The sequence below is a fragment of the Burkholderia gladioli genome (assembly GCF_000959725.1).
In the GTDB taxonomy this organism is placed as follows: Bacteria; Pseudomonadota; Gammaproteobacteria; order Burkholderiales; family Burkholderiaceae; genus Burkholderia; species Burkholderia gladioli.
This window is the reverse complement of sequence record NZ_CP009320.1, coordinates 1-11871: the sequence shown is the minus strand read 5'-3', so window position 1 is coordinate 11871 and position 11871 is coordinate 1. Positions and strand designations below refer to the sequence as shown.

9 protein-coding genes are annotated in these 11871 nt (G+C 62.9%); 6 read left to right on the top strand and 3 right to left on the bottom strand.

The genetic code is table 11. The annotated features are described in order from the left end of the window. Nucleotides 1-115 precede the first annotated feature (115 nt). The 3 genes from BM43_RS00200 to BM43_RS00190 are packed head-to-tail and all read right to left on the bottom strand — an operon-like array spanning nt 116 to nt 2275. Complete coding sequence (locus tag BM43_RS00200) at nt 116-448, bottom strand: TrfB-related DNA-binding protein (RefSeq protein WP_036057752.1); 333 nt, start codon at nt 446-448, stop codon at nt 116-118. Between the two features lie 53 nt (nt 449-501). Further along, nucleotides 502-1497 carry a ParB/RepB/Spo0J family partition protein gene (locus BM43_RS37925; RefSeq protein ID WP_036057750.1) on the bottom strand — a complete coding sequence of 332 codons (996 nt, stop codon included), beginning with the start codon at nt 1495-1497 and terminating at the stop codon, nt 502-504. Between the two features lie 10 nt (nt 1498-1507). Then, entirely contained in the window at nt 1508-2275 is a 768-nt protein-coding gene (locus BM43_RS00190) for a ParA family protein (RefSeq protein ID WP_036057814.1), read from the bottom strand. A gap of 443 nt (nt 2276-2718) precedes the next feature. Between BM43_RS00190 and BM43_RS00185 the strand changes: the two genes are divergently transcribed. The 6 genes from BM43_RS00185 (at nt 2719) to BM43_RS00160 (ending at nt 11078) form a co-directional block, all read left to right on the top strand. Next, nucleotides 2719-2934: a hypothetical protein gene (locus tag BM43_RS00185; RefSeq protein WP_036057749.1), complete on the top strand. Its 216-nt coding sequence runs from the start codon at nt 2719-2721 to the stop codon at nt 2932-2934. Nucleotides 2935-3562: 628 nt separating this feature from the next. Further along, entirely contained in the window at nt 3563-5569 is a 2007-nt protein-coding gene (locus tag BM43_RS42055; protein ID WP_045577405.1) for a hypothetical protein, read from the top strand. Then, on the top strand, nt 5563-6603 hold the full coding sequence (locus BM43_RS00175; RefSeq protein ID WP_120513448.1) for an ATP-binding protein: 1041 nt from the start codon (nt 5563-5565) through the stop codon (nt 6601-6603). The genes BM43_RS42055 and BM43_RS00175 overlap by 7 nt, the downstream gene beginning before the upstream one ends. Continuing rightward, a complete protein-coding gene (locus tag BM43_RS39910) occupies nt 6596-8509 on the top strand; it encodes a hypothetical protein (protein ID WP_144417591.1) in 1914 nt (637 codons plus the stop codon). Before BM43_RS00175 ends, BM43_RS39910 begins: the two co-directional genes overlap by 8 nt. Before the next feature lie 307 nt (nt 8510-8816). Then, nucleotides 8817-9056 carry a hypothetical protein gene (locus BM43_RS00165; RefSeq protein ID WP_036057748.1) on the top strand — a complete coding sequence of 80 codons (240 nt, stop codon included), beginning with the start codon at nt 8817-8819 and terminating at the stop codon, nt 9054-9056. A gap of 198 nt (nt 9057-9254) precedes the next feature. Continuing rightward, nucleotides 9255-11078, top strand: a complete 1824-nt coding sequence (locus tag BM43_RS00160; RefSeq protein WP_036057747.1) for a site-specific integrase — start codon at nt 9255-9257, stop codon at nt 11076-11078. The last annotated feature ends 793 nt before the right edge of the window (nt 11079-11871 follow it).

The window sequence follows — 11871 nt, the reverse complement described above, 5'->3', positions numbered from 1 at the left end:
TAACCCCATCCCGACATAGCCCGACGAACATATGCCTAACCGGCCCTACAGGCGTGACATCTTCTGACCGACGACGGACACGATCTAATTTCCCGCATGCGAGAAATCTAGCGAATTAACGCTCCCCTTTCTGCGAGAAATATTTGATTCGCTCTTGCTCGACCTCGAACATGAACTTTTCGAGTAAATCTTGCGGGGCACAAACTGTTGCTCTAACCCATTTTGGCGGAAACATCGACGACTGGAGGTATTCAGCGAAAAAACGGTTACGAATAGCCAGCACTTGCTGGCGCTTCATTCCATGCCGCTCTCCGACCTCCGAAAGTCCCCTGCCCTCAACCAAAACCTCTCGTGCAACCTCTAGGCTGCGCTCCTTCATCCGAGTTTGATCCGCTACTCTCCTGAAATCGTCTTCGGGCAAGCGGTACATATCGGCCAACTGTTGCATGTAGATCCCTTATGCAATATCTCCGATCGATCTGCCGATCGTAGATATCAGGTTTACTTGGATTCCACCAATTTCATCAGCGCTTGATGTGTTCGATCAAGCTCGCTTCGCGCAAGGACAACACTTTGCTCGACGTCCAGGGACATTCCGCTAAACACGTCACGTCGTTCTTGGAACAGTTTCGACAACATCCCTATTTGCTCGCGCAGAGCATGCACCTGCGACACCGTTTCAGTAACTAGCGCGACAGCATCAGCTGTGTCGTTGGGCTTCTTTGCTTCCGCCCGTTCACCACGAGCTTGCGATGATTCTCGCATGCGAGAATCATCCTCACCCTCCTTTGTACTCGGCTTTGCCGCTTTCAACTTGTTGCGAATGGTCTTCCGGACATTCGATCCAGAATCGGTCTTCGCTTGTTCGATCACGGCTTGTGCGCTTGCCGCATCAATTTTTTCGAGACGATGTAAGTCGTTGATCGTCGTGATATCGGCGGTTACCCCTTCTGCAACGGCTTGACTGGCTCTCCCCCCCGCTTCCACAACTTCGAGAAACTTGATGCGCTCTGCTACCCAATTCAGTCCCTTGTTCCACTCCGCCGCGACTTTCTCTAATGTACCGAGTTTCACCTTATCGTCTCGCAGCGCAGTAGCTATTTCGAGTTGCGTCAGATTCTCCCGTTGGATGTTCTCAGCACGCTGTACTCGGCGTGCCTGCTCGTCGTCCATATCCCGCACGACGGCTTTGAGCTTGATACCTACGATCTTGCACCCGCGCCAACGTCGCTCACCCGCCACCATGAGGTAGCGCCCTGGTTTCTTGAGATTCTTCCGCAGCACAGCTGGCTCGTGCTGACCATCTCGCTTCATGTCATTGCCGAGCTCAGTCAATGACTCGATTGTGAAGCCAGGATTGTCCTTACCGCGCATTTGCTTGACGCAATCGACCAGATCCGGATCGATCTCTTCGATCCTCTCGCCAGGCAAAGCAGCCGCAGCGCCCTGCTTCTGAATTTCCGACAACTTGCTAATTTTGTTTCCGAAAGCGCTCACGTCATTCCCCTTAGTTCAGGCCAAGGCGCGACAGTACTGCATCGCATGCTTGCCGCATTTCCTTCCCCGCTGCTCGTTGGTTACCGCTACGAGCCTGATGCCATACCGCATGCCCTTGCGCCAGCGCAGTAGCAACGCACGCGCGAGCAATTATCGCTTCATCAAAGATCAGATCGCCGTATGCCTCGCGCAACTCCGGTAACGCCTCGACTTCGTTCACCGACTTGCTGTTGACCATGTTTGGCAGAAAGCCGAGGTGGCGTAGTTCCGGGTTGTATTGCGCCTTTACGCCGGCGATCGTGGCTTGCAGCTTCGGCATGCGTGCGAATGAAAATGGCGAGATGTTGAACGGAGATACGATCGCATCCGACGCTGTAAGTGCACCAAGCATGCGGCGCTGCAAATTCGGAGGAGTATCGATAATGCACAGATCGTAGTCGGCGGCCAGCTTTGCGAGTGATGCGCGCGGCTGTTCGATAACTTCGAGCGGCATGTCATCTACGTCCAGAACGTCAACATCGGCCTCGATCAGGGCGATGCGCTCATGCACTTGCCTCGGACGGCGACCGTCGATCGCGCCAGTGAAAAGATGACTCGCTTTCAAATAGTCGGTGTCGTCACCTTCATCTATTTCCGCGAACACCTCGGATATGTCGCCCTCATCGATGTCAATCAGCAGAACGCGATAGCCAAGTTCGGCCGCGCGAAATGCCAGATGGACACTGAACGTGCTTTTACCGACACCGCCTTTCTGGTTGCCAACGGTCACGGTCTGCATGAGAGCTTGCACCAGCTTCTTGATTGCGTGATTTGCTCGCATAGGGATCAGCCTTACGAAATCAGGTTGAACAGAATCGGCATTGGCCGAACTGTTTTCATCTTATTTTCCGGTAAACACTTTGTCAACACAAACAATTCTCGCATGCGAGAAATCTCCATACGGCGTTACACAAGCGTCGGTCATCAAAAACTCACTACCGCCACGTCCGTTCTTCACCTTCTTTTGCCCCTTTTTAGGGCGGTTCTCGCATGCGAGAAATCTCCAGCAGGGGAGAGCAGGCCGCCGCCCCCGATTTCAAGCGATTCTCGCATGCGAGAATCCCGCAGCCGTGCCCGCATTGCATCGACATTGGGCCGTCCTCGTTCCGCCAGCGCCGTGTTGACGGGGCGTCGCCAGCGGGGCACCATTGATTCACCGTGTGAATCCAAAGGATCTCAACCATGAACCTGAAGGCGAAGCCGTTCAAGGCAGGCGGGCGGAGAACGGATCTGACGAGCGCGATGCTGCTCGCGCTGGCGTTGATCGGGATGGTTTTGGCGTTCGCCGGCTTGGTGTACCTGGGGATGCCGGCGCCCTTCGGTGCCGGACATCCGGGGCTCGCCATGTTAATCGGCTTCTGGGTGCCGCTCGCCGTGAAGATGTGGCACGACGCGTGATGGCTAGGTAGCCGCTCACGCAAGTAAAGTTGTAGCTATCCGCGACGCGCTCGATATCCCTCGGAAACCCTTGTCATGCAAGGCTGAGAGGCTGAATGTCGTGTCAACTAAAGTTGGAGCTATCGGAGCTGTGCCGTCAACTAAAGTTGTATCTCGATGCGCGATTTCAACTAATTTTGTGTCGCTATGGACGATCGGCAGGGCCGCCAGTGCCCGCGGCGGTCGGCGCTAGCAAGATAAGAGGTCTTATCACGCTGGCACGGTTCATCCGCGAGACTCAGGTCAGAAGACCATCTGAGGCGGCTGCGCCAGCAGGTGAGGCAGGCGGTCCGCCGGCGTGGCCGTCGTCTGCGGATCTCGCCGGCCGGCGATAGACACAACATGAGTTGAAACATAGCTACAACTTTAGTTGTGCAAGCGGTAGCCGCCTGCACAACTAATGTTGTAATCATCATGCTGCGTCGCAGCAATTCCTCGTAAGCCTTGCTCTGAAAGGCTGAGAAGCCCGATCTCATTTCAACTAAAGTTGTGTCTATCACGTCCAGTCTCGTCAACAAAAGTTGTAGCGCAATGCGCGATTTCAACTAATCTTGTGTCGTAATGGTCGACGCGATGGCGGAGGCTCAGGATGACACGGCGCTCACGGTTGCGGGCAAGCAATCCGGCGAAGGACGGCGAGGCTAAGCTGACGGATGACGTCGATCTGGAGAGCTGGCCAGCAGTCGACCCGCTGGCATTGTCCGCTGAGCACAGCGCGCTGTATCTGCGGCGCGAGCGCGCGATCCGCCTTTACCTTGAGGGCGCGACCAACATTCAGATCAAATCGGCATGCGGGATGGGGCGCGGGCAGGTTTACCGGCTGCTGACCGAACGCTGCCTCAAGCCGCATCCTGACGGACACGTCTGTGGCTGGCGTGGCCTGTTGCCACATGCCCGCATGAAAGCCTACGAACGGACGGCGCCACTTGCGCTCAACGCGTGGAGTGGCGGGGCCGTCGGCGCCCTGCAATGGGTGTTCGAGTCGCCTGCTGGGCGAGGATTCGAGGACAAGTTGCGCGAACGCATTCTCGGCAAACGCTCCGAACTCGAAGCGTCGCGCCGACCGCGCATTGCAGTGTTTCGCTGGTTCCTTGCCGAACTGCGCGCACGCGGCCTCGAGCGCCGCGGCGAATGGCCGTTCAACGTCGAGAAGCGCGGCTACGTGACACTGGCTCGCTACATCGATCGCGTCCTCGCCGAGCATCCGGCACGGGCGCGCGAGCTGGTCGGTGGGCAAGATGCCGTCCGCAAGGCGCGCGCCGGCGATGGTACCCGTCGGCCGCCGCGGGCCCCGTTCGAGCGCGTCGAATGCGATGCGCACAAGCTCGATGCACGCATGGTCGTGCTAATCCCATCGCCACACGGCGGCACCGAGCCGCGCATGATCCATCGTCTGTGGGTCGTGGTGCTGGTCGAGGTCGTTTCGCGCGCGGTGCTGGGCTATCACCTTAGCTTGCGGCGCGAATGCTCGGCCGAAGACGTGCTGCGGGCGGTGCGCTGTGCCCTCACACAGTGGACTCCGCGCGACCTGCAGTTCAGCGACGCCGCGTACGTACCGGGTGCCGGCCTGCCGTCGCATGTTTTGCCGCAGCTCGCCGGCGCATGCTGGAACGAATTCAGCGTCGACGGAGCGCTGGCCAACATCTGCGCGCGCGTCGAAACCGTGCTGCGCGACGTGGTCGACGCCAGGATCGTCAAGCCGCAGGATGCTGCGAGCTACAGCAGCCGGCGCAGCAAGGACGACCGGCCGTTCGTTGAATCGTTTTTCGGGCGTTTGGCGGCCGGAGGATTTCACCGGCTGGCGACAACGACTGGGGGCTCGCCCACTGACAGGCGCGGCGCCGATCCCGACGCCGCAGCCATGGCGACGCAGTTTCAGTTCGAGTACGCGCAGGAGTTGCTCGACACCCTGATCGCCAACTACAACGCCACACCGCACTCGGGACTGGGCTACCGAAGCCCGCTCGAGCAGTTGAGATGGCTGATGGGAACCGACGCGTGGACACCCCGCTTGGCCGATCCAGGCGCGGTGCGCCACCTGGTCGGCGTGCGCAAGCTGTGTACCTTGCTGGGCGGGATCAAAACGGGGCGCCGACCGCATTTCCATTTTGCCAATGCACGGTATTCGGCCGAGTGGCTGTGCCTGCGCACCGATCTGCTAGGACAGGCCTTCTGGTTGCAGCTCGACAACGAGGACGATGCGCGTTACGCGACGGTCTCGACGCAGCGGGGCCTGTTTCTCGGCGTGGTCCGCGCTGCACCCCCGTGGCATCTGTCGCCGCATTCGCTGTACGTACGCACGGCGATCCGCGCGCTCGAAAAACGCCGGCTTCTGCATCTGGCGACCCACGGCGACGCGGTCGAAGCCCTGATCCAGTATGCCGAGGCGTCTCCCGGGGGCAAATTGCCAATTCATCCTGCCTATCTCGAGGCGCGACGCATCCTGCAGCAGCATGCAGAGCGGACGACCGGGCAGTCGATGGTCAGCGCGGCTAAGCACCAGGAGGCACCGGTCGCGAACGTCGAGGTGGTATCCGCCGCGCCCGCGCGCAGCAGCCTACCTTTGCCCCCAATGCGTCGAGCTCAGCAATGGTAACGTCCGCCGGAATCCCGGACCCGCTCGTGGCGGCTCACGTGTCTCGTGATCATCCGGTCGTGACGCGCGACTACTCGCTGTTCACGATCGCGATTCACGACATGGTCGAACGCATCGGCTGTTGGCTGGACGACCAGATCGATGGCGCGACCATTTTCGGGCCGTCGCGCTTCGGCAAGTCGAGTGCCGTCGACCACTGGCTGCAGCGCCTGCTATCCGAGCGCCATGGCGGTTTTGTGCCGCTGGTGATCTGGAGTCACACGGATTCCGGCAGCAGCCAGGCCGTCGGCAGCTTTTACGCGCACCTGCTCGATGCGAGCGGCCACCGACTTGCTCAGGCGCGGCGCAGCCCGCTGGAGCGGCAAACCATGCTTGTCGAGCGCTGGATCGAGCTCGCCGCGCAGGGCGGCGGACGCTTCCTGGTGCTGGTGATCGACGAAGCGCAGGGCATGAGCCAGCGCGAGTGGCTATGGCTGGTCGAATTGCACAGCTTGCTTGAGAAGCAACGCATTCGGCTGTGTGTGTTTTCCATCGCGTCGCTGCAGTTCTTCGACGAACCGTTCGGCCTTGCGCTTGCGGGGAGTGCTCACGTCGCAGCGCGCTTCATGTTGGCCGCCGAGCCGTTTCACGGCGTGCGGACGACCGACGAGCTCGCCTACGTGATGCGGGGGTACGACGACGGCAGTGAATGGCCGCCCGGTTCGGGGCGGTCATTCACCGCAGGCTTGGCGCCACGCCCATGGGTCGGCGGGTTCCGAATGGAGCACCAGGCCGCCGCGCTGATGCAGGCGATGCTCGATACGCTGCCGCCGCGCTACGCGGGGCCGATCGACTTCCCGATGAAAACCGTCGCCCAGGCGTGCCGACACGTGCTGCTGCGCATCGCGGGCGGTGCCGACGTCGACGCCGTGACGACGGCGCCCGCGTGGTGCTCGATCGTCCGCGACAGCGGGCACCGAGAACTGATGGCGCTCATCTCCGCCACGGCGATGTTGCGCGGCGCCCACGCGCGCGAGGAGGGCCCTCATGCCTGAGCCCAGCCTGACCTGGCATGCGGGCAGCGTCCTGCCCTACGCATCGCTCTGGCACACGGTCCTGCGTGCCTGTACGCTCAACGCGCTCCATCCGCGCGACCTGCCATCGACGCAAACACCCTCGCCCAGAGCCGTGCACCTCCTGGACAATCACGCCGGCAACCTTGACGTCCACGCATTCGCCGATCAGCTCGGCGAGTCGTCCGCGGCCTTTCGGTGGGCAACACTCGATCCGCTACCATCGCCACTGCGCGCCGCGCTCGTTCAGGCACGGCCGCGCCTATGCCTGGCATGCCTGACGGCGGGATACCATTCCGCGCTGTTTTCCATCGACCTGCTCCGCACATGCCCCCTTCATGGCTCGCCGCTGGTTGATCGGTGCTACTGCGGTGCACCGTTTCATACGACGCTGCGCTCCATTGCCGACTTCGGCACAGCCGGCGCCTGCCGATGCGGTCGGCTGCACTTCTTTACGCGTGAAACGTGTCGCCGGCCGACCTTGGCACCGGAGATGACGCACGCGTTCGATCCTGTGGCGGCCTGGCTGGAAGCCCTGTCGACATTGATTCGGCCGGGGCGGCTCGATGATGCGTTGCTACGGCGAGATCCCGATAGTGTGCGCTGGCTGGTCACCACCGCGCGCACGCTCGGCGTGACCTATCCCCCGTGCCTGCGCCCCGTCGCACCATCAACCCCGGTCGTGCTGGTTCAGCTCGGGACACGCCCGGGTGGTGGCGCCTTGAATCCAGCGCCGCTGCGCCCAGAAGACGGGCGGTTGTCGTACTGGCGAGCCTCGCCGACTACCACGGTATACAGGGCGTTCGCGCGTCACGTTCGCCGGCATCTGGCGCCCGGCGGCAATCGGTGGGTCGCCCGTTTCATTGACTCCGGCGATCCGCTCCTGGTTGGCGAGCAGGTACGCGCATGTGACCGCGCGCGACGGGCGTTTGCCGATATGGTCTGGGCGCACACGATCGAGGTCGAGGTTGAACGACGTCGCTGGCCGGACCGGCCGCCACCGTACGGTGAGGTGGCGTGCTTTACCGCGCATGTGGCCGCAGGCAGCCAGGTACTCGGGGGCCAAGGCTTGACGGCTCCTGTGCGCGCGTGGCTGGAAGGGCATGCGGCGCGCGTCAATCTGGCGACCATCTGGCAGGCTGCCGAAACCCGGGCAACGGCGGCCGCCTGTTCGGGCATCGCCGCGTGGGACACGATCACGGAAGATACGACAAGGTGCGAGCGCGTCTGGCTGGCGCGCGTCCAGCCAGATGGACTGCATTTTGCAGCGCCGGCGACGAAGCATTGGACGCCGATGCGATGCACCGACAAGGCGGCCCGCCAGATGCAATACGCCGCACGTCGACAGGCGCGGCTCGAGGCAATGTGGGCGGCCTGTCGTGGTGCCTGCCTGAGCTGGTCGGACGAAGCCGGCTGGCATGTGATCGACGCGATCGCCCCTGCGGATGACGACGTGCGACGGCGACGCCTGCTGGGCGTGAAGGAAGGTCGGCCATGGTGCTGGCTCTATCGCGCCGAGGATGGGCGGTTCGTCGCGCGCTGGGATCGGGCGCGCCTGCAGGTGCTGGATGGGACGCCGGCGGCGGCCATTGCATCGCTGCGGCGATACGCGCGCGATTACCGGCGGGTCTGTCAGGTCGACCTACCCGTCGCCCGACCAATCCCGTTGGTGGCGCCTGAACATATGGACGCTCGCTTGACGGCGGACTACCGGTATTTCGTGGCGCTCATCCGCTGTCAGAAAGGGTTTTGGCGGGACGCTGCGGTACTGGCGGACGCGGCTCGCTACTACCAGCGCACCCAGGCATCGCGCGGCGAACCGCCCGGCGATTCGCCGTGGGTCGCGTGGGGACGCCAGCGGGGAGGTTGGAATCGCATGGGCCGATAAGATAACCCTTCTTATCTTGACAGCTCAGTTTGACCTCAAAACTGGGCCTCGGGAAACCCGTTGGGGCCGCTCCGGCGCGGTTATCGAACCAGCTGGCCGTCGATAGACACATCTTTAGTTGAAATTTAGACACAACTTTAGTTGTGTAAGCGGTAGCCCGGCTGCGACCGGGCTTTTTCTGGCGCGTCGTCAATGCCGATAATTCGTATTATCGGCATTGCGTTTAATGGTCCAAAACGCCTATAGTGCCATCTACACCTTGCCCGGCAGGCCCAGCCGGCCGCACCTCGCATAGCCCGAGACGACAATGACCAACCAACCCTTCCTGACCTACGACGCGCTACTGACCAGCACCAAGAGAGCCGTGGAGCACTTGATGGATGGGCCGAATGCCTCACCCTCGCTCGCCGTCGGCGCCGTCTTGCTGTTCAAAACGCTCGGCGTCTGTCATGCACCCGACGCGTTGATCCAGCAATGCGAGGACGACGCCGCACATCTCAACCTACTCATCGAGCAGCTGCGCGCCGCGGCGCCCACCAATGGTTGAAGCGCTGCGCGACCTGTCGCTGCGCCGCTTGCCGACCGGCAGTCTTCCGCGTCGAGCCGGGATCAGCTGCGCGGCCTGCCGCCGACGGACAAGCGGCCCGCGTCAAGCCGCAGCCGGCCAGACCGTGACCGTTCGCGCGCGTGAACGCATGACATCTGCGCAATGGAAGCTGGCGTTCGGCCGCGCGCGTCAAGCCATATGACGAACCAAGTTCAGCAGCTGGCGCTACCCGAGCCGCGCACCTACAGCCGGACCGAATTCACGGCGCTGCGCGCTCGCGTCAAAGGCCTGCCGACAGCGACGATCGCGCGCCTGTACTTCGATCGCGAGACGACGCCCTACGTCGACGCGCCGCACGAGCTCGACGCGCTGCTGCGCACGATGCGCGATGACCTGGTGGCGCTTTCGCTGCGCGAGGGCTCCAGCGTCCTGAAGCAGTACCTGCAGGACAGTATCCGCAAGCATGGCGAGCCGCGTCTCTCGCCCGTCTCGCTGCACATGATCGAGCAGGCCGCCGGCGCCTGGGCCGCAGCCAAGCCCGCCGGCGCCCACGAGATCGGGCGGTGGTTTCGGCCGCTCGTCGCCGAGCGCCTGGCCGGGGAGGGCATCCGCACGCTCGCCGAGCTCGTCGCGTTCTGCAACCGCCGCGGCGGCAGCTGGTGGCGCTCCGTGCCGCGTATCGGTCTCACGCGCGCACGCGTGCTCGTCGCCTGGCTTCGCCGGCATGCTGCGTCGATCGGTGCCACTGTCGACCACGACATCGAGGCCGCCAATCCGCTCGCGCCGGCCGCCGAGATCCTGGCGCCCTCGCGCGCGCAGCTGGTGCCGCTCGAGCGCATCGCCATGCCCTCCGCGCTGTCGGGGCAGGGCGGTCTGAACCGCCACGCCGCGTTTTCGTTCGTTCACGCAAACCACGACCTGGACGCGATCACGGCCTACCTCAACCGCTACACCGATTCGCCCAACACGCTGCGGAGCTATCGCCGCGAGCTCGAGCGCCTGCTGCTGTGGTGCGTGGTGGAGCTCGGCACCGCCTTATCCTCGATGCGGGTGGAGGATTGCGAGGCCTACAAGGCGTTTCTGGTGTGCCCATCGGCCGCGTTCTGTGGGCCGCGTGTCGAGCGGGCCTCGCCGCGCTGGCGCCCGTTCAGCGACGTGCCGCTGTCTCTACAGAGCCAGCTCTATGCCGTGCGCACGATTCGGGCCGCGTTCGATTGGCTCGTGAAAGTCCGATACCTGGCCGGCAATCCCTGGGCCGCCGTGCCGGACCCTCGGCCAGTCAAGCGGCTGTCGTTGATGCGCATCGAGCGCGCATTACCGCTCGACTTGTGGACCCGCGTGCGGGCCGAGGTCGCCAGTTGGAGCGAGAGCCCGGCACCGGAGGCCGCACGCTGGCGCGTAGCGCGCGCGCTGCTGCTCCTGATGGGTGACTCAGGCCTGCGCGTGTCAGAAGCCGCCGCGGCGACGCGCGAGCAGCTGCGCTGGTTGCCCGGCGATGGCGAGGTCCCGGCCAGCTGGTGGCTGCAGGTGATCGGCAAAGGGAAAAAGGAACGCTTCGTGGTGCTGTCGGCCGAGTGCGTCGACGCACTGCGTGCGCACTGGACCGACCGCGGCGCCGCGTTCGATGCGGAGCAGGCCGCCGGCGCGCTGCTGGCGCCGCTGGTGTTGCCCCCGACGCCGCGCGCGGCGGCAAAATTCGGCGACGAGCCTGGCCACGCGGCGTCAGCCGGTTACTCCGTGCGTGGCGCAGCCGGGTTGCTGACGTGGCTGCTCGAGCGCCTGCAGGTCACGATGACGGATCTCAGCGAACCGGAGCGTCGCCAACTGGCGCAAACAAGCCCTCACTCCCTGCGACATACGTTCGGCACCCACGCGGTGGCCACCGGCATGAATCTGGACGTGGTGCAGCAGCTGCTCGGTCATGCCTCGCTACAGACGACCTCGGTGTATGTGACAGCGGAGCAGCGCCGGCAGCGCATTGAAGCGGCGAACTTCCATGCCGCGCTGATTAGGCAGAGCTAGGAGAACAGATCGATGACACCTCTCCAGAGGGCGGCGATGATGGCGGCAACAGCCGGGCACATCTACACACCGGCAAAGGGCGCATACCGCCTGCGGGGACGCGGCGAGGTTGATCGTATTCGATGCTTCTCTTCGAGAACCGTCAGGCCGCTCCTGGAAAAGGGATGGATCGTCGCCACTGGCACGGGAGGCTACGTGGCAACCGAAACCGGTAAGGCTGCACTAAAGTAACAAAGGAAAACGTCATGAAGGTTGATCGTCGCTGTTCCCGACGTCACACACATGCATAGCCAAGAGCGAAGACGGTAAGGACTATCGGGTGACGGCGGTGACGAGTAAATTCAGAAAGCGAGGGAACGCATGTTCTCGTTGATACGTGAAGTCCTGCAAGCAGGTTCGTTAGAAGAACGTCTTTACTTTGTGGGGTACAAGGGGGTTTGCCTGTCGCGTCGTCTCCGCAGGCTTCTCGCGGGAAGCGCTTGGCATCGCGCGTGGCTGTCTGGATACATGGGCATGTACGAGGAAGACGGAAAGCCGTTCGGGGTCTGTGATCGGCAGTGGCACCAGTATCGAAGTACGAATACCCCGACTAGTGCTGGAATCAAGGTTCTGCGTGTCGTTCTTCGCCCACACGCCCATTAATCACGACGACCGGCGCCAGCTGGCGCAGAGCAGTCTCCACTCTCTGCGCCACACGTCGGCACCCGAGCGATAGCCACCAGCATGAATCTGGATGCGGCGCAGGAACTGCCTCTGCACGCCTCGCGGCAGACTGCCTCGGAGAGACGGCAGC

Bases quoted from the DNA above. Each gene is read 5' to 3' on its own strand.
- BM43_RS00160 (WP_036057747.1), top strand. From the start codon at position 9,255: ATGACGAACCAAGTTCAGCAGCTGGCGCTACCCGAGCCGCGCACCTAC.
- BM43_RS42055 (WP_045577405.1), top strand. From the start codon at position 3,563: ATGACACGGCGCTCACGGTTGCGGGCAAGCAATCCGGCGAAGGACGGC.
- BM43_RS00185 (WP_036057749.1), top strand. From the start codon at position 2,719: ATGAACCTGAAGGCGAAGCCGTTCAAGGCAGGCGGGCGGAGAACGGAT.
- BM43_RS39910 (WP_144417591.1), top strand. From the start codon at position 6,596: ATGCCTGAGCCCAGCCTGACCTGGCATGCGGGCAGCGTCCTGCCCTAC.
- BM43_RS00190 (WP_036057814.1), bottom strand. From the start codon at position 2,275: ATGCAGACCGTGACCGTTGGCAACCAGAAAGGCGGTGTCGGTAAAAGC.
- BM43_RS00165 (WP_036057748.1), top strand. From the start codon at position 8,817: ATGACCAACCAACCCTTCCTGACCTACGACGCGCTACTGACCAGCACC.
- BM43_RS00175 (WP_120513448.1), top strand. From the start codon at position 5,563: ATGGTAACGTCCGCCGGAATCCCGGACCCGCTCGTGGCGGCTCACGTG.
- BM43_RS00200 (WP_036057752.1), bottom strand. From the start codon at position 448: ATGCAACAGTTGGCCGATATGTACCGCTTGCCCGAAGACGATTTCAGG.